Annotated in this window: 13 protein-coding genes; 2 read left to right on the plus strand and 11 right to left on the minus strand. The window is 63.1% G+C overall.

What is annotated here, in order from left to right; all coding sequences use genetic code 11:
- Window positions 1-89: 89 nt before the first annotated feature.
- The gene (locus ACN6KF_RS01970; protein ID WP_434955216.1) at window positions 90-1,475 is read right to left on the minus strand and encodes a tetratricopeptide repeat protein; all 1,386 of its coding nucleotides are present in this window, start codon (window positions 1,473-1,475) and stop codon (window positions 90-92) included.
- A gap of 334 nt (window positions 1,476-1,809) precedes the next feature.
- Window positions 1,810-3,900, minus strand: coding sequence for a glycosyltransferase (locus ACN6KF_RS01975; protein WP_434955217.1), 2,091 nt, complete (start codon window positions 3,898-3,900; stop codon window positions 1,810-1,812).
- A 1,094-nt stretch (window positions 3,901-4,994) separates the two neighbouring features.
- Between ACN6KF_RS01975 and glmS the strand changes: the two genes are divergently transcribed.
- Entirely contained in the window at window positions 4,995-6,818 is a 1,824-nt protein-coding gene (gene glmS / locus ACN6KF_RS01980; protein WP_434955218.1) for a glutamine--fructose-6-phosphate transaminase (isomerizing), read from the plus strand.
- 289 nt (window positions 6,819-7,107) lie between these two features.
- Window positions 7,108-8,451: a phosphoglucosamine mutase gene (gene glmM, locus ACN6KF_RS01985; RefSeq protein ID WP_434955219.1), complete on the plus strand. Its 1,344-nt coding sequence runs from the start codon at window positions 7,108-7,110 to the stop codon at window positions 8,449-8,451.
- Window positions 8,452-8,586: 135 nt separating this feature from the next.
- On the opposite strand, the gene ACN6KF_RS01990 is transcribed toward glmM, so the two are convergent.
- The 9 genes from ACN6KF_RS01990 to pdxR form a co-directional block, all read right to left on the minus strand.
- Complete coding sequence (locus ACN6KF_RS01990; RefSeq protein ID WP_434955220.1) at window positions 8,587-9,033, minus strand: NUDIX hydrolase; 447 nt, start codon at window positions 9,031-9,033, stop codon at window positions 8,587-8,589.
- Window positions 9,034-9,049: 16 nt separating this feature from the next.
- Window positions 9,050-10,159, minus strand: coding sequence for an aminotransferase class I/II-fold pyridoxal phosphate-dependent enzyme (locus ACN6KF_RS01995; protein ID WP_434955221.1), 1,110 nt, complete (start codon window positions 10,157-10,159; stop codon window positions 9,050-9,052).
- 16 nt (window positions 10,160-10,175) lie between these two features.
- On the minus strand, window positions 10,176-11,441 hold the full coding sequence (locus ACN6KF_RS02000; protein ID WP_434955222.1) for a cysteine desulfurase-like protein: 1,266 nt from the start codon (window positions 11,439-11,441) through the stop codon (window positions 10,176-10,178).
- Between the two features lie 23 nt (window positions 11,442-11,464).
- Entirely contained in the window at window positions 11,465-12,274 is an 810-nt protein-coding gene (locus tag ACN6KF_RS02005; protein WP_434955223.1) for an inositol monophosphatase family protein, read from the minus strand.
- Complete coding sequence (locus ACN6KF_RS02010; RefSeq protein WP_434955224.1) at window positions 12,261-12,992, minus strand: ABC transporter permease; 732 nt, start codon at window positions 12,990-12,992, stop codon at window positions 12,261-12,263. The genes ACN6KF_RS02005 and ACN6KF_RS02010 overlap by 14 nt, the downstream gene beginning before the upstream one ends.
- Window positions 12,989-13,687: an ABC transporter permease gene (locus ACN6KF_RS02015; RefSeq protein WP_434955225.1), complete on the minus strand. Its 699-nt coding sequence runs from the start codon at window positions 13,685-13,687 to the stop codon at window positions 12,989-12,991. Before ACN6KF_RS02015 ends, ACN6KF_RS02010 begins: the two co-directional genes overlap by 4 nt.
- 220 nt (window positions 13,688-13,907) lie before the next feature.
- A complete protein-coding gene (locus ACN6KF_RS02020) occupies window positions 13,908-14,723 on the minus strand; it encodes a transporter substrate-binding domain-containing protein (protein ID WP_434955226.1) in 816 nt (271 codons plus the stop codon).
- A gap of 34 nt (window positions 14,724-14,757) precedes the next feature.
- On the minus strand, window positions 14,758-15,528 hold the full coding sequence (locus tag ACN6KF_RS02025; RefSeq protein ID WP_434955227.1) for an ABC transporter ATP-binding protein: 771 nt from the start codon (window positions 15,526-15,528) through the stop codon (window positions 14,758-14,760).
- Window positions 15,529-15,645: 117 nt separating this feature from the next.
- A complete protein-coding gene (gene pdxR, locus ACN6KF_RS02030) occupies window positions 15,646-17,121 on the minus strand; it encodes a MocR-like pyridoxine biosynthesis transcription factor PdxR (protein ID WP_434955228.1) in 1,476 nt (491 codons plus the stop codon).
- Window positions 17,122-17,161 lie beyond the last annotated feature (40 nt).

A 17,161-nucleotide genomic window follows, 5' to 3' on the forward strand; every position in this document is an offset into this window, starting at 1 on the left:
TCAGGCAGAACGCGCCTTTGCTCCAACTTTTCGTGCGGATGCGTCATGCGAAGCCTGGTGCGGACACCGGATCGCAAGACGTTTTGGGCTCAGCTCGCCAGCTTCAGGTTCAGCAAGCCTTCCAGGTTCTTGCTGGCGCTGTTGTCCGGGGCGAGTTCGCGGCTGCGGGCGACCGCGGATGAGGCCGTGGCAAGATCACCGGCCCGATGGCTCGCGCGAGCCAGATGCAGCCAATGGGTGGCTGAGTCAGGCTTGAGCTCGAGGACGCGCTGGTAGTAGTCGGCCGAGTCGGTGAAAGCGTGCGTCTGGTAGAGATGATGAGCCACCGCTGTCAGAGCCGGCACGTTCTCCGGATCGATCTGGAGCAGGAGATAAGCAACCTCGGCAGCCTCGGCCGGCCGCTTCTCGCGGCGATGGGCGCTCAACTCCTTGGAGAGGATGGCGGCGACCTTGCGGCGGAGCAGTTGCAGTTCGTCGTCATCCTGGCCAACCTTGGCCAGCAGCGCCAGGTGAAGCGCTGCCTGGCGGGCCTCGCCACCGCGCAGGGCAAGCTTGCTGGCACGGCGGACACGCTGGATCAGGCGGCCGACATAGTCGACCTCGGGTGAAGCCAAGCCGGCCTGATACAGGGTCACCAGACCCGTATATTCCAGTTCTGCTTGTCCGGCGGCCCGGGCGAGGCGCTTGGCGGCAACCTGATCGGTGGGATCGATATCGAGCAGGCGCGACCACAATTCCAGCGCTCGTTCCGGGATGCCGGTGCGCTCGGCGGCGGTCGCCAGGCGCTTGGTCGCCGTGGGATGGCGGGGATCAACCTTCAGGACCTGTTCCCAAGCGGCCGCGAAACCGGCGGGATCCTGCTCGAGATCGGCCTGCTTGGCCTGGTCCACCACGTCGTTGCGCAGGGCGATGATGCGCTTGCGCAGGATCGGATCGGCGGGCGCCACCGCGTTGCCGAGGCGAAGCACGCGACGATAGCCGTCCTGGTCGCCAGCCCGATCGAGCTCGACGGCGGCCTTGGCGAGATTGCTGCCGACCCGCGCGATGATCTCCTCGAAACCTTCGATCGTGCCGGCGTCGGCATGGCGAATGGCGATCAGGACCTTGGCTGCGTCTTCGATCTGCTGGCCGCTCAGGAGCTTCTTGGCGGCCAGGAATGCGGTCGAGGGATGCGCTTCGGCTGCAGCGACGGCTGATTGCGCGACCTTGTCGAGCACGCCGGTATTCATGGCCGCTCTCAGACGCATCTTCAGCGCATTGGCGTGGCTGGGCGAAATCGCCAGCAGTTTGTCGGCTTCCGCGATCACCGCGTCCCAGTTCGAGGCCTGCCAGGCATCGCGCATGGTTTCGAGATGGCTGCGCAATTCCGGTGCCGAAGGCGACATACGCCGCTTTGGCTGGGTCCAGCTTGCGGGGCCGGGAATGACGCTATGGCCGAAGGAGGCGTTCGAGAGGGCGTCGTTCGCAATATCCATCTTCTATCTCACTCGTCATATTTGCCTGGGCAGGCACTCGGCGATCACCACATGTGATCAATTGATCTGATCACTCGGAGATGATCAGAAGCGTTCTGTAGGAATCAATGTGTATTTTTGGGCTTTAAGCCAGTACAGCATCTGAATTTGGCGTTACGGTGGCAATAATTAAATTTTAGTAAACTATATTATATTTCATATACTTAGGGATGTTGATCATAATTATTACAACGAACGCATTTTACTGCAGATTTAATTTTTTATGGCCCGATCTCTGGTGCTATCAGGTCCCATGTCGTCGGTATCGTCGACAGCTCGCCTCCGGCTGTGGCGTTCAGCGGGCGCGGGCCCTCTTGTATTTCCGTGGTTGCTCGGCTGGAGGATCTGCCGCCGGCGGACTTGCCAATAAATCCACGGTTCGCTGCACCATCAGGGTGGTGGAGAAGCGTTCGGAAGCGATCTGCCGGATGCGATCCGCAAGGCTTGGATCGGAGCGCCGCCAGTCGACGACGTGGGCCACCTTGGCGCATAAGGCTTCGAGATCGACCGCCTCGACCGTGTCGGTGGCCAATCCCGTCACGCCCGGCGTGAAGGTTTCGCAGGCGCCGCCGGCCGGGGTGCTCACCACCGGAATGCCGGCGAGCTGGGCCTCGATGAGCACGTTGGGCAGGCCCTCGAAGCGCGACAGCAGCACGAAGGCATCCATCTTCGCCAGCCAATAGCCGACGCTGGCCGAACGGCCCACGAACAGGATTCGGTCTGCTATGCCGAGTTCGGCGGCACGTTGGCGCACCCGGGGCAGCAGCGGCCCGCTGCCGACCAGGACGAAGCGGGCGTTGGGCCGGGCCTCGTGATAGGCGCGGGCGAAATCGATCCAGAGTTCCGGGCGCTTGTCGACATCGATGCGGAACACGCCGCCGATCGTTTCGGTGGCATCCGCCGTACGGCGCTCGAATTTCTGCCAGCGTTCTTCATCGGTCTCGTTCGGGTCGGGCGGCAGATGCTCGACACCGTTATGAACGATGTTGAAGCGCTCCTGCGGCAGGCCGAGCCAATCGCAATAGGCCTTGGCGGCTGCATGGCTGTTGCTCATGAACTCCACGCCTGGAATTTGAGCCAGGGCCCGGTACATCGGCTCATATTCACCCCGGAACAGATGGGGGCGCAAAACCGGCGGCAGGCCGCGCGCATTGAGGACGATACGTGGAACACCGGCCACGAGCGCTGCCAGTGCGGCGAACAGCACGGCACCGTCCTGCCAGATATAGGCCACGTCGGTGTCATGGCGGCGGAAGTGCTCGACCAGGCGCTGGGCGCCGAAGGCGGCATGGGCCGGCACCAGGGGCAGCAAATGCCGAAGATCGCTGTCTTCCGCCACGAGGTCCACCGGGCGGGCCGGCGTCATGTTGTCGATCTGATAGGCCTCGACCTGTTCGCAGGCGATCATGGGCAGAAAGAAATCGTGATTGTTCTCGCGGCTGAGCGACTTGACCACGACCTGAATCGGACCGCGGATCTGCCGGCCGGAGATGCTGCCGCTTTCGCGCCGGGTGCGCTCCAGCCGCGCCGCCGTGCGGGCAAGCTGCCGTTCCGCGCCGCCGGTGCCGAGGCTGCCCGTGATCAGCGAGACGGAGCCGAGCCGGCCCGGCGCCACCGGACGCACGGATCGGTTGCGGAAGATGTCGATGGCCGTCCTCAGCACCACGATGCGTGCAGGTATGCCGCATGTCCGCCAGTCCGGTGCGTGCCGGTCGAGGACTTCCATGCCCTTGCGCAGTTCCTCGGCCATCACCGAGGCATTCTTGGGCGCCTGTTCGGTTGCCAGAAGCCGATCCAGGATCGCCAGGGCTTCGGTCAATTCCCCCCATTCGCGCAGCCGCTTGGCGTAGATGAGCGACGCGTTCTTGGAGTCCGGGAAATCGGCCAGGGTTGAGACGAACAGTGCCTTGGCAGGTGCGATTTCTCGCAGTTCGACGAGGAGTTCGGCCTTGTTGAGGCGCCGATCCGCGTCGGAGGGCACGCCGGGATAATGGCGCTCCAGGATTTCGAGGCCTTCGGTGGTGCGCTGATGCCGTGACAGCCAGCGCAACCGATATTGCAGGGCTCGGTAATTGTCGGGGAATTTTTCGTGGACGTCAGTCCATAGCTCCAGCATGCCCTCGCGGACACGGGTCATCTCGGCGACGAGTGCGTGGGAGAGATTGACGTCCAGCTCCCCCGGGAAGCGGGAAAGCAGATATTTCAGGCGCGGAAGCGCAACCTGGGCGGTTTCGACATTGTCGGCACGCTTGACCAGATCGGCGCATTCGGCGCGCACGGCTTGCGAATAGACGTCGACGGTAGAAAACCAAGCGTGTCCACTCTCATGGACCGAGAGTAAAGGCGCGTCGGCGGTCTCCGACGATGGAAATCTGTTAGGTTTCAATAGTGCCTATCCCGTGGTTGCCCATGTATAGATTCCATACTCAATCATTAATTCCATAAAGATCAGATAATCTTTACAAAAGAATGACGCAAGTAAGGCAACTATTTGGTTTTCAACTGATGATTGTCTAGGCGTCTACAGCAAGAAATGTGGGTCGCTTCTTTGAGCGATTCCAATTTCTTTTGTTTTCCCCACGGGCGGCGTCATGTCCGTTTCGAGCAGTCGGTTGCAGCGCGTGGCGGTGGACCGACATGCGCAATCACGCCGAACATTCGCCCCGCACGAGACCTGCAGATATTGCAATGCAGCAATGTCCGCGCAGCCGAACGAAGCGCCGGAGCTCTGGCGAATGGATGGGCAGCGTGAGCGAGTGGAACTGCTGCGCCCAGAAACATCGATAGCGCACAGGCCTCTTTCGCCATCCGTCCTCCGATTCAACCAATGCCCCATACGGCACGATTCATCAGTACCTATGGCATTGCCAACCTCAGCGAGTCAGCTTTTTAGACTCATCGAAAATGGATTGCAAGCTTATAATGTTTTCTGCTTGGTGAAGCCAATTTTGAATAACCATAAATAGGCTGATCAAACCCCATTTTGTTCATCAATATGAACGTGATGGGTATAACAGAAGAAATGTGCTGTATTTACACTGACCATATTCTGAACATATTGTGTATGTTGAGTTCACGGGGCTGACTGTAGATGAATCTTTTATGACCGGGGTGCGATCAGTTGCGAGGCAGGGAAGTATGGGGCGGTTCGATTTCGGGCCGCTATTCCGTGCGTTTTGGCGCTGTGTCCGGACCGGTCGCCGCAGGGTGGGCAATCCAACACCAGCCTGTCGCGGCAAGGGATTTCGACGGTTGACCGTCAATCTCATCACAACAAATCGGCAGGGGGTGGCGGGCGCCTTGTAAGGTGCCGGAAGCTTGCTCGAATGTCTGGCCAACCCCGTCATGCGGTTTTGCGCCGAGATGGGTGGCGGCCGCCTGCCGTTACAAAACATAGGGCATTTTGAATATGCCTACTATCCAGAGTTCCTTAATCGAAAACATCATTGTTTTGATTCGGACCAAGATAAGGTAGAGCACATGTGTGGTATTGTTTGTGTTCTTGGCAGCGAATCAGTGGCCATGCCGCTGGTGGATGCGCTGCGAAGACTGGAATATCGGGGGTATGATTCCGCCGGTATTGCAACCCTGGAGGGCGGAGCCATCGTCCGCCGGCGCGCCGAGGGCAAGCTGGTCAATCTGGAAGCCAAGCTCGGTCGGGCACCACTTAGCGGTACCAGCGGTATCGGCCATACCCGTTGGGCGACTCACGGCAGGCCTACTGAAGACAATGCCCATCCGCATGCAACCGAGCGGGTGGCCGTCGTTCATAACGGCATCATCGAGAATTTCCGCGAATTGCGCGACGAATTAAGGGCCGATGGCGCCAGCTTCCAGTCGGAAACCGATTCCGAGGTCATCGCGCATTTCGTCACGCGAGAGCTGGAAAAGGGCCTTACGCCGATCGAGGCCGTGCAGGCATGCCTCAAGCGTATTCGCGGTGCCTTCTCGCTCGGATTCCTGTTCGCGGGGGAGGATGATCTCATCATCGGTGCCCGGCTTGGGCCGCCACTGGCGGTCGGCTATGGCAATGGGGCGATGTTCCTGGGATCGGACGCTATTGCTCTCGGTCCACTGACCAATACTTTCGCTTATCTTGAAGACGGCGATAGCGTCGTGATCACCCGCTCTACCGCGACTATCTACGATGCGGGGTTCAATCAAGTCGATCGCCCCATCCAGAAGGCAGAGATTTCGGCGGCCATCGTCGAAAAGGGCAATTATCGCCACTTCATGGCCAAGGAGATCCATGAGCAGCCGGAGGTGATTTCCCACACCCTGGCTTCGCTGATCGACATGACCAGCGAAACCGTTCGTCTGCCGGACCTGCCTTTCGATTGGAAGAACCTTAGCCGCCTTACCATCTCGGCTTGCGGCACGGCATCCTTCGCCGGACAGGTGGCGAAATACTGGTTCGAGCGCTATGCGCGCCTGCCGGTCGAGGTCGACATCGCTTCCGAGTTCCGCTACCGCGAAGCGCCGCTCGAAAAGGGCGGATTGTCGCTCTTCGTCTCGCAGTCGGGCGAGACGGCCGATACAATGGCAGCGCTGCGCTATTGCCAGGAGCATGGCCAGCACACGCTTGCCGTCGTCAACGTGCCGACCTCCACGATGTCGCGCGAGGCGGACGCCATGGTGCGCACGCTTGCCGGCCCTGAGATCGGCGTTGCCTCCACCAAGGCCTTCACCTGCCAGTTGGCGGTGCTTGCCTGCCTGGCGATCGGTGCGGGCAAGGCCCGCGGCACGCTGACCGTCGAGGCAGAAAAGGAGCTGGTGCGGGCGTTGATCGAAGCGCCGCGCCTGATGACGGAGGCGCTCCGGCTCGATCATGAGATCGAGGCCTGCGCGCGCGACCTCACCAAGGTCAAGGATGTGCTTTATCTCGGCCGCGGCACCAGTTACCCGCTCGCCCTGGAGGGTGCGCTGAAACTCAAGGAAATCAGCTACATCCATGCGGAAGGCTATGCCGCTGGTGAGCTCAAGCACGGCCCGATCGCCCTCATCGACGAGAGCATGCCCGTGGTGGTCATCGCTCCCTTCGATGCGATCTTCGAGAAGACCGTCTCGAACATGCAGGAGGTTGCCGCCCGTGGTGGTCGCATCATCCTGATCACCGATGAGAAAGGCGCCGAGGCCGCTTCGCTTTCCGGTGCAAGGACGATCGTGATGCCGGCAATGCCGGAAGTGGTTTCGCCCCTGGTCTATTCGGTGCCGATCCAGCTGCTCGCCTATCACACAGCGGCGCTCGTCGGGGCGGATGTCGATCAGCCGCGCAATCTCGCCAAGAGCGTGACGGTGGAATAGGCACCGGATCGCCGAAGCGCCCTGCGATTTGACGGCATTACCTGGAATCGCAAGGGCGCTCTAGCCAATCCGTTGGATTGGCCAGGAAACAAAGCGTTGGAGCAGACGGGCGTTCAGCCATGAACGCGCCTTGCTCTGTGAGATTGCAGCATCGGGCCGGAACCGAGCCTCAAGACGGCAACTGGGCCGGCCCGATGCTGGTGCAAGCGGCGCAAGTAACGCGGAAACAATAATTGAGGCTCTGCAGTCAGGATGCTGCAGCCATGCCTCGAAAGCTCGGGGTTATCACATGAGTCGCAAATATTTCGGCACGGACGGGATCCGTGGCCTGGCCAATAGTGTCATTACGCCAGAACTGGCGATGAAGGTCGGCATGGCGGCCGGCCTTGCCTTCCAGCGCGGCGAACATCGCCACCGGGTGGTGATCGGCAAGGATACCCGCCTGTCGGGCTATATGATCGAGAATGCCCTGGTAACAGGCTTCACCGCCGTGGGCGTCGACGTGATGCTGCTGGGCCCGATGCCGACGCCCGCCGTGGCGATGCTCACCAATTCACTGCGGTGCGACATCGGCGTGATGATCTCGGCCTCGCACAATCCCTATGAAGATAATGGCATCAAGCTGTTCGGCCCCGACGGCTTCAAGCTGTCGGACGAGACCGAGCGCGCCATCGAGGCCCTGATCGATACCAATCTGTCGTCGCGGCTGGCCGGTTCGCGCGATCTCGGCCGCGCGCGGCGCATCGACGACGTGCATGCCCGCTACATTGAATTCGCCAAGCGCACCTTGCCGCGCGGGCTGCGTCTCGACGGCCTCAGGGTCGTGCTCGACTGCGCCAACGGCGCCGCCTACAAGGTCGCGCCCGAGGCACTTTGGGAACTCGGCGCAGATGTGATTACCATCGGTGTCGAGCCGGATGGTTTCAACATCAACCGCGATGTCGGCTCGACCGCTCCGAGGGCACTCGCCCAGAAAGTGCGGGATCTGCGTGCCGATATCGGCATCGCCCTCGATGGCGATGCCGACCGTGTCCTCATGGTCGACGAGAAGGGGCGGGTCATCGACGGCGACCAATTGATGGCGGTGGTTGCCTCCGACTGGAAGGAAGAAGGCAAGCTGACACAGCCCGGCATCGTCGCCACGGTGATGTCCAATCTCGGCCTGGAACGCTATCTCGGCGGGCTCGGCCTGCAACTCGAACGCACCGCGGTGGGCGATCGCTACGTGCTCGAACGCATGCGGGCGCAGGGCTACAATGTCGGAGGCGAGCAGTCGGGCCACATCATCCTGTCGGATTTCGCCACCACCGGCGATGGTCTGGTCGCCGCCCTGCAAGTGCTGGCGGTGCTCAAGAAGACCGATCGCCCGGTCAGCGAAGTCTGCCATCGCTTCGATCCGCTGCCCCAGATCCTCAAGAATGTACGGATCCGTCGCCGCAAGGTGCTGGATGATCCCAAGGTGGCCAGTGTGATCGAGGGCGCGCGCAAGCAGCTCGGTGATGGCGGCCGCCTGGTCATCCGCCCCTCCGGCACCGAACCGGTGATTCGCGTCATGGCCGAGGCCGACGACCGCGCCAACGTCGAAACGGCCGTGGACGAGGTGATCGACGCCATCACCAAGGCGGCGGCGTGAAGTTTTGGTGGTCGGGTCCCGGGACCCGACCACCAAAGATCGCGATCAGGATGCATAGCGTGACAATTCAACCTTGCATGAACGCAAAGCTGGATTGCTTCGTTGCTTCGGCAAGGACGGCCGCCATTCAATCTCTCAACGGGCGAATTTGCGGATGAGCGAGACGAGCTGCGGCTCGTCGATCAGCAAGGCGGCGTCTTCGGGCGAGAGCCATTTGCGCAGGCGTTGGGCTTCTTCGGGCCAGCTTTCAAGTTCGTTCTCGACCTTCAATGGATAGACGTCGACCTCGACCATGCCAAAATGGCTCTTGAAGCGCTTCCAATAGCGGTATTGGCCGATAGGCTTGCGCTTGATCTTGCCGAGGATCCCGGCTTCCTCCAGCGCTTCGCGCTCCGCCCATTTCCAGGTCTTGGGGCCTTCGGCCCAGCCCTTCGGGATGATGAAACGGCGGGTCTGGCGCGAAGTGAGCACCAGCACCTCGATGCCGCCGCCCTTGCGCCGGCGAAAAGGCAGGGCCGCGACCTGACGGAGCGCCGCGCCGCTCGTCAGTGACTTCTGGTCCCTGGCCTTGATCTTCGCCATTGCCCGCCGTTCCCGCTCAGGCGCCGTGCTTGCGGATGGCGGCCGAGATCTGCGCCAGGCCTTGCTTCAGTTCTTCCTCGAGCGGATAGGCAAAGCCGATGCGCAGATGGTTACGCGGCATCTCGAACCAGTGCCCGGGGCCGACATAGGTTCCGAAGCTTTCCAGCAGATCCTTGTAAAAGGCATCGAAGTCGAAACCGGGCGGATGGCGGAAGCGCGGAAAGCAGACCACGCCTCCCTTGGGTTCGACCCATTCGAGCTTGGGATCGCCCGCGATCCACTCGCGCATGATGGCAAGGCGATCGGCGATCAAGCCCGCCTGCTCCCTGAGGAAGGGGCCGCGCCGTTCGAGCACGCTGCCGGCGATCCATTCGTCCACCACGCTTCCGCAGATGCCGATCTGCTCCTTGGCGGCAAGGAAACGCTCCTGCAGTTCGGCGTCGCGCGTGATGATCCAGCCCACGCGAATGCCGGGCACGCCGTAGGCTTTGGAAAGCGAGGAGACGCTGATGGCGCTCGGGCTGAGCGAGGCCGCCACCGGCAGGACCCCACCATGACTGAGGTCGCGATAGGTTTCGTCGACCAGCAGCTTGCAGCCGGCCTGCTCGACCAAGGCGACCAGCCCGTCGAGATCGGCCCGGCTGAGCATGGTTCCGGTTGGATTATGCGGGCAGGTCACGCTGACATAGCGGGTTTCTGGCCTCATGGCCTCCGCAACCTTGACGAGATCGAGCGCGAAGCCGGTCTCGAAATCGAGATCGACACAGGTGATCGCGCAGCCGATGGCGCGGGGCGTCTCGATATTGGTGGCGTAATTGGGCCTGACCACCACGAGATGGTCGCTCGGCGACAGTAGCGTGGTGGCGATGATGAAGAGGGCGCCGGCCGCGCCCGCCGTCACAAGCACGTCGTCGGGCGAGAGGCCTTCATCCTGGGAGGCGATCAGCCGGCGCAGACGCTCCTCGCCACGATGTTCGCCGTAAAACAGCGTGAGATCGGGAATATCGAGGCCGAAATCGGAGAGTTTTCTGTCACGGACCGAGCTCTCGGAGAGGTTGTAGCGGATACGGTCATAGCCATATTCCTCCGGCGCCTCCTTCTCGATCACCATGCGGGCATATTTCATTGCTGTTTTTTCCCACTCAGGATTTCGACGCGAAGCGGGCGAGCGCATCGAGGGTGGCGTCGACTTCGGCCATGCTGGTGTAGTGCGACAGGCCGAGACGGGCGACGCCGCCGGTCTCGCGCAGGCCGAGGGCGCCCGACGCCTCATGGGCATAGAAATCACCGGCCCAGCCGAAGATGTTGCCGGCGGCGAGATGCGCCATGGTTGCCTGCGGTGTCCGGCCTTCCAGGCGAAAGCTGAAGGTCGGCACGCGGGCATCGAGCCGGTTGCGGCTGGCAACGCCGAAGAGCTTGAGTCCTTCGATATCGGCAAGGCCAGCCAGGAAACGGTCCATCAGCTCAGCCTCATAGGCGGTGGCGGCCTCCAGGCCGGCGACGATCCGGGTCCGGAGCGGCTCACTTGCCTGCGTCCCGCCGAAAGCCTCGCCGAGCCAGGCCATATGCTCGATGGCGGCCTGCGTGCCGGCGAGGGCCTCGAAGGAGGGCGTGCCCGGGGCGAGACGCCAGGGCATGTCCATGGCGGCGGGTCGGACCTTGAGGGGAACCAGCCTGTCGCGCAGCTCGGCGCGCACATAGAGCACCCCGGCATGCGGACCGAAGAATTTGTAGGCCGAGCAGGCGAGCAGGTCGCAGCCGATCGTCTGCACGTCGACCGGAATGTGCGGGGCGGATTGCACTGCGTCGACCATGGTCACGGCGCCGACCGCCTTGCCGGCGGCGACGATGCGGGCGACGTCGTTGATGGTGCCGAACATGTTGCTGGCGTGGTTGCAAGCCACCAGCCGGGTGCGCGGCCCGATCAGCCGGTCGAGCGCCTCGTAGCGATATTCGAAGGTCTCGGGATCGAAATCGAGCCAGCGCACGGTGACGCCGCGCTCCTCGGCGGCGATCAGCCAGGGGCCGACATTGCCGTCATGGTCCATGCGGGTGAGGACGATTTCGTCGCCGGCTCGCCAGTCGCGTGCGATCATGCGCGAGAAATGGAAGAGCAATGAGGTGCTGTTCAGCCCGTACACGATCTCGTCGGCGGCCGCGCCGAGCAGGGCCGCGGCCGCCTGGTAGGCCCCTGCGAGGATGCGATCGCTGTCCTGCGAGGTGCGGAAGGGACCGCCTTCGTTGGCGCAGCTGTCGACCAGCACGCGCGTCATTGCGTCAACGACCCGGTGGGGGACCTGCGAGCCGCCGGGCGCGTCGAGATAGATGCGCGGCTTGCCGTCGTCGCGGAGGGAAAGCGCCGGGAAGGCGGAGCGAACGGCTTCGATGTCCCAAATGCTTGTGGTCATGGTCAAATCCTTTCCGGCCAACGTCAGCGGCTGGCGCGTAGGCTGGGCGTCTGCGTGGACAGGCAGGCGAGCACCTGCACATGCAGAGCGGGCGTGGCGCTGGCGGCGATGGCCTGGCGGCCGGAGCGGATGGTCAGTTCCTCGCCCTGCCAGGTGCTGATGGCGCCGCCGGCATTGCGGATGATCGGGGCAAGCGCGCAATAGTCGAAAGCGTCGAGCCCGCCATCGGTGCTGATGTCGAGCGCGCCATCGGCCACGCGGCCATAGGCATGGCAGCCGCCGCCATAGACGCACCAGCGGGTCTGGCCGCGCAGGTCCTGGAACGCGGCCTGTTCTGCCGTGTCGAAGGGCTCGGGATTGCCATTGGCCAGGATCGCGTTGTTCAACTCGGTGCAGGCGCGCGTGCGAATGGGCCTGCCGTTCAGCGTGCTGGGAACACCGTCGGCGCCGATCCAGCGTTCATGGGTGACGGGATTGTCGATCACGCCGAGCACCGGCACGCCGCGATAAGCGAGGGCGACCAGGGTGCCGAAAGTCGGGATGCCGGTGATGAAGGCCTTGGTGCCGTCGATGGGATCGATCACCCAGACCCATTCGGCGTCGAGGTCGGCCGATTCGAATTCCTCGCCGAGAATGCCGTGTCCAGGATAGTGCCGCGCGATCTGCTCGCGCAGCCGGGCCTCCACCCGGCGATCGATCTCGGTGACCGGGCTGGCATCGTCCTTGGTGAGGAATTCGCGCTGATTGGCGAGGGCCTCGCGGATGATGGCGCCGCTGGCATCGGCAAGAGAATCGGCAAAAGCGGCGAAGGCTTCGAGGTCAGGTCGTTGCATGGGAGCTTTCGGCAAGGTTGGTACGCGATTGGACGAGGGGGCGCCTATGCCGGCTCAGCCGGTGCTCGAGAGCACGCAGGGCCGAGGTGAGGACATAGGTGATGACGAGGTAGATCAATGCGGCGGTGATGAAGAGCTCATAAGGGGCGAAGGTGCGCGCTACGATGGTGTTGGCGACGCCGGTGAGCTCCATCACGGTGATAGTGCTGGCGAGGGAGGTCGACTTCAGCATGCTGACGACCTCGTTGCCATAGGCCGGCAAGGCAAGGCGGAAGGCATGCGGCAGGATGATGGTGCGATAGGCAAGGGCGGTCGACATGCCGCAGGCCCGTGCCGCCTCGATCTCGCCGGCCGGCACGGCCTGGATGGCGCCGCGCAAGATATAGGCGGTATAGGCCGCGGTGTTCAGGCTGAAGGTCAGAATGGCGCAGACCGAAGCCTGGCGCAGATAGGGCCAGAGGGCGCTGTCGCGCACCACATCGAACTGGGCGAGGCCGTAATAGACCAGGAAAATCTGGACTAGCAGCGGCGTGCCCCGGAAGAAATAGATGTAACAATGCAGGATCAGGCGCACCACGCCGTTGCCGTTGATGCGCAGGATTGCCACCGGAATGGCGATGAGCATGCCGCAGGCGAGGGAAGCGGCCAGGAGCTGCAGCGTGATCGCCGTGCCCTTGAGCAAAGCGGGCAAGCTTTCGAGCATGAGATCGAGGTTCATTGCGCGAGCTTCCTTTCGCCGCGCGCGGCCCAGCGCTCGAGGGCGTCTACCGCCGAGGTGTTGACGATGGTCAGGATGAGATAGGCGATGGCGGCGATCACGTAGAAGCGGAAGGGGTCGCCCGCCACGGACGTCGCCATCGAACTGACGCGCATGATCTCCTCCAGGCCGACGATCGAGATCAGCGAGGTGTCCTTGATCAGCGAGATCCAGTTGTTGCCGAGGCCCGGCAAGGCGTAGCGCCACATCAAGGGAAGGCGGATATGAATGAAGCTGGTCAGGGAGGACATGCCGAAGGCCTGGGCGGCTTCGACTTCGCCCTTCGGGAGGGCCAGGAAGGCGCCGCGCAGCACCTCGGACGCATAGCCGCCGAAGACGAGGCTGAGTGCGAAGACGCCCGCCGGCAAAGCCGGGATCTCGACATAGGCGGCATCGGGCCGAACGGTCTTCATCAGGGCCGTCAGCGCGACGGTGCCGCCGAAATAGACGATCAGGATGATCAGGAGTTCGGGCGTGCCGCGCACGACCACGGCAAACCCCCGGCCGAGGCCGCGCAGGAAGGCGTTCGAGGACAGTTGCGCCAGCGCGCCCAGCATGGCCCAGACGAAGCCGAGCAGCAGCGAGAGTACGGCGACCTCGATGGTTACCAGCAAGCCGAAGGCGATCTGCGTCCCCCAGCCCAAGAAGAAGTCCATGGCCAACACGCTCCGACAGCGGGGTTGGAAGAGAAGCCAGCGCAGCTGACGGCGAGGCGTTTGGGGTTGCTTGCGGTTCGTGCCCCGTCATCCCTGGCGCCACCGGAGGTGGCGGGAAGGGGATCCAGGGTCGTTGGTCGAGTCCTTCAGCCCCTGGACCCCCTTCCCACGGCCTATGGCCGTGCCGGGGATGGCAGAACATGTGCCTGCCAGCGCTGCCCTACTGGGTTGCGGCCGGCAGCACGCTGAACGACCAGTATTTGTCGTTGATGGCCTTGAAGGCGCCGTCGGCGAACATGGCCTTCAGGGCGCCGTCCACCTCGTCTCGCAGCTTGGTATCGTCCTTCCTCAGGCCGATGCCGACACCGGGCCCGAAGAATTCCACGTCGTTGATCTCGGGGCCGACAAAGGCGTAGTCCTTGCCGCGCGGCTTATCGAGGAAGTCCTGGGCGAGCTTGATCGGCCCGGCAAACACCAGGTCGACGCGCTTGGAGGTGAGATCCAGCAGCATGTTGTCGACGGTGTCGTAGAGCACGATGTCCGCATCGGGAAACTTGTCGCGCATGTATTTCTCATAGGTCGAGGAGCGCTGGATGGCGATCGCCTTGCCCTTGATCCCGTCCGGATTGGCCTTGCCGTCAGCCGTCAGCGGCGCAAGGCTGGACCCCTTGGCCGCGATGAAGCGGGCGGTGGAGGAACGGTAGGGCAGGCTGAACTCGATGCTCTTCTTGCGCTCGTCGGTGATCGACATGCTGGCAGCCAGCATGTCGAACTTGCCGGCCATCAGCGCGGGGATCAGCGAGTCGAAAGGCTGGCAGACGAAACTGATATCCGCGCCGACGCGCTTGCCCACTTCTTTGGCGACGTCGACATCAAAGCCCTGCAGGGTGCCGCTGGCGTCCTTGAAGTTGAAGGGCGGATAGGTGCACTCGCTGCCCACCCGCAACTCCCGGGCCTGGGCCATGGAAGTCAGCGAGGCCAGGCAAGCCAGTGAGGTCACTGCACTGGCAGCCAGAAGGATGGCGATCTTCTTCATGGAATTCCCCTCCATTGTTCTTGAAGCTCTGGATTCACAGCACGCGCTGCAGAAAGGCGCGGCAGCGCTCGGATTTCGAAGCGCCGAACACCTGGGCCGGCGGGCCGCGTTCCTCGATCACGCCCTTGTGCAGGAAGACCACCTCGGCCGAGATCTCGCGGGCGAAGGCCATTTCGTGGGTGACCACGATCATGGTGCGGCCTTCCTCGGCCAAGGTACGCATGACGCCCAGCACCTCGCCGACCAGTTCGGGATCGAGGGCCGAGGTCGGTTCGTCAAACAGCATCAGCCTCGGCTCCATGGCGAGGGCCCGCGCGATGGCGACGCGCTGCTGCTGGCCGCCCGAAATATGGGCTGGGTAGTGCGAACGCTTCTCCCATAGACCCACCTTGGCGAGATAGGCTTCGCCGCGCTCCTGGGCCTCGCGCCGGGACAGGCCGAGCACCTTGATCGGCGCGATGGTGACGTTCTCCAGCACCGTGAGCTGGCTCCAGAGATTGAAGTTCTGGAACACCATGCCCATACGGCTGCGCAGGCGGTTGATCTGCCTGGCATTCAGCTTGGTGCGGTCCCCGCGCCGGTCGAGCGTGATCTCCTCGCCTTCCACGGCGATGGAGCCGGCGCTTGGAATCTCCAGGAGGTTCATGCAGCGCAGGAAGGTGCTCTTGCCTGAACCGGAGGCACCGATCATGCTGATGACGTCATGCGTACGAGCCGTCAGGTCGACGCCGCTCAGCACCTCAAGAGTGCCGAAACTCTTGCGAATACCCGTCGCGCGAAGCACGACTTGTTCTTGATTCCCCATGGAATTTCCCGTGCTGTGGCGCGGTGGTGTTTGCACGAGATTGGGCGACTAAGCGGTCGTACCCAAGAGCCAATTTCTAGTGGTGATACAGTCCAATTCCACCGCGGGAGCGAAGCATCAGCCAAGCTCTTCGATGGCATGGGCGAGGATTTCGGCGTAGCGACGGATGCGCTTGACCGGATTGTTGCCGAAGCCGAGCACGAAACCATGCCGCTTCAGCGCGCTGCGGCAATAGCGCGAGAGAGGCGGGCAATCCATTTCGTGATCGAGCAGTCGCTTCGAGACGGCGCGGTCGTCGAAGGGCCGATGGGACCGGATGGTGAGGTGGAGTCCAGCCCTGACGTCGGGAACGATGAAATCGCCACCGAGCCGGTCGCGCAGGCCCTCCGCCAGCGCTCCCGCTCTTTCGCGATAGATCGCCCGCATGCGCCGCAGATGCGACGCCAGGTGGCCCGAGCTCATGAATTCGGCGACCAGGGCTTGGTCGGGCAGCGGGGCATAGAAGGAGAAAATGCGCTGGGCCAGCTTGAAGGCCTCGATCAACTCCGGCGGGGCAACCAGATAGGCAAGCCTCAGCCCTGGTGCCAGCACCCGGTTGAAGGAACTGGTATAGATCACACGGCCGGAATGGCCGGCATAGAGCGGTGGGACGGGAGTACCCGACCAGCGGATCTCGCTATTGAAATCATCCTCCAGGATCCAGCCGTCTTCAGCCACGGCCCAGTCGAGGAGAGCCTGTCGGCGCGGCGCGGACATGGTGCAGCCGAAGGGGAACTGCTCGACCGGCGAGACGATGGCAAGCCGCGCCGGCAGGCTGGAACTGGTGACGGCGGCGATGTCGAAGCCTTCGTCATCGACGGGGATGGGCTCGACCTTCAGGCCGCTGGCCGTCAGCGTCGCGAGCTGGGTGACGTGGCCGGGGTCTTCCAGCAGCACGCGGTCACCCTGGTTCAGCAGCACATGGGCGGCCATGGCGGCCGCCTGTACCGTGCTGGAGAAGATGACGACCTGCTCGGGGCGGCAGACGATGCCGCGTGTTTCCTCCAGATAGGCGGCGATCTGCCGGCCGAGCGGCAGCGTCGCCCGGGCATAGTCGTAGCCCGTATGCGAGGCGGCATGAGCGCGCCAGTGCTGCCCGGCAAGGCGTGCGAAAACCTCGTAGGGAAATTCGTTGAGGGCGGGAATACCAGGACTGAGGCCGAACCGCTCTCGGCGTTCGGGTGGCACGTCGAGGGCGAGCAGGGCTTCGGCATGGGCGGAGGGGCGGGCAGGGCGTCGCTTGCCGACAGGTTCCATGATCGGTGGGCGCGGCAGGTGATCTTCCGGAAAGACCTGTTCCACGAAGGTGCCGGAACCGACGCGCTTCTGCAGATAACCTTCCGTCGCCAGTTTCTCATAGGCCAACACCACCGTGCTGCGGGAGATGGCGAGTTCGTCCGACAGCATGCGGCTCGGCGGCAGGCGTGCGCCGCGGGGGATCCGTCCGTCGGCGATCAATCCACGCAACTGGGCGAAAAGCTGCTGGTAGAGGGGGATGACGGAGCCGCGCTCGAAGGAAATCAGGTTCCAGGCAGGATAGTTGAAGACTTCCATCGGCTTTCCAGCGGCGTGATCGTCCGGCCGGCCATGCGGC

It is taken from the genome of Labrys methylaminiphilus subsp. lupini, from assembly GCF_051161885.1.
Classification (GTDB): domain Bacteria; phylum Pseudomonadota; class Alphaproteobacteria; order Rhizobiales; family Labraceae; genus Labrys.

Coding starts and splice junctions, on each gene's coding strand:
- ACN6KF_RS01970 (WP_434955216.1), bottom strand. CDS start 1,475: ATGGATATTGCGAACGACGCCCTCTCGAACGCCTCCTTCGGCCATAGC.
- glmS (WP_434955218.1), top strand. CDS start 4,995: ATGTGTGGTATTGTTTGTGTTCTTGGCAGCGAATCAGTGGCCATGCCG.
- glmM (WP_434955219.1), top strand. CDS start 7,108: ATGAGTCGCAAATATTTCGGCACGGACGGGATCCGTGGCCTGGCCAAT.
- ACN6KF_RS01990 (WP_434955220.1), bottom strand. CDS start 9,033: ATGGCGAAGATCAAGGCCAGGGACCAGAAGTCACTGACGAGCGGCGCG.
- ACN6KF_RS01995 (WP_434955221.1), bottom strand. CDS start 10,159: ATGAAATATGCCCGCATGGTGATCGAGAAGGAGGCGCCGGAGGAATAT.
- ACN6KF_RS02000 (WP_434955222.1), bottom strand. CDS start 11,441: ATGACCACAAGCATTTGGGACATCGAAGCCGTTCGCTCCGCCTTCCCG.
- ACN6KF_RS02005 (WP_434955223.1), bottom strand. CDS start 12,274: ATGCAACGACCTGACCTCGAAGCCTTCGCCGCTTTTGCCGATTCTCTT.
- ACN6KF_RS02010 (WP_434955224.1), bottom strand. CDS start 12,992: ATGAACCTCGATCTCATGCTCGAAAGCTTGCCCGCTTTGCTCAAGGGC.
- ACN6KF_RS02015 (WP_434955225.1), bottom strand. CDS start 13,687: ATGGACTTCTTCTTGGGCTGGGGGACGCAGATCGCCTTCGGCTTGCTG.
- ACN6KF_RS02020 (WP_434955226.1), bottom strand. CDS start 14,723: ATGAAGAAGATCGCCATCCTTCTGGCTGCCAGTGCAGTGACCTCACTG.
- ACN6KF_RS02025 (WP_434955227.1), bottom strand. CDS start 15,528: ATGGGGAATCAAGAACAAGTCGTGCTTCGCGCGACGGGTATTCGCAAG.
- pdxR (WP_434955228.1), bottom strand. CDS start 17,121: ATGGAAGTCTTCAACTATCCTGCCTGGAACCTGATTTCCTTCGAGCGC.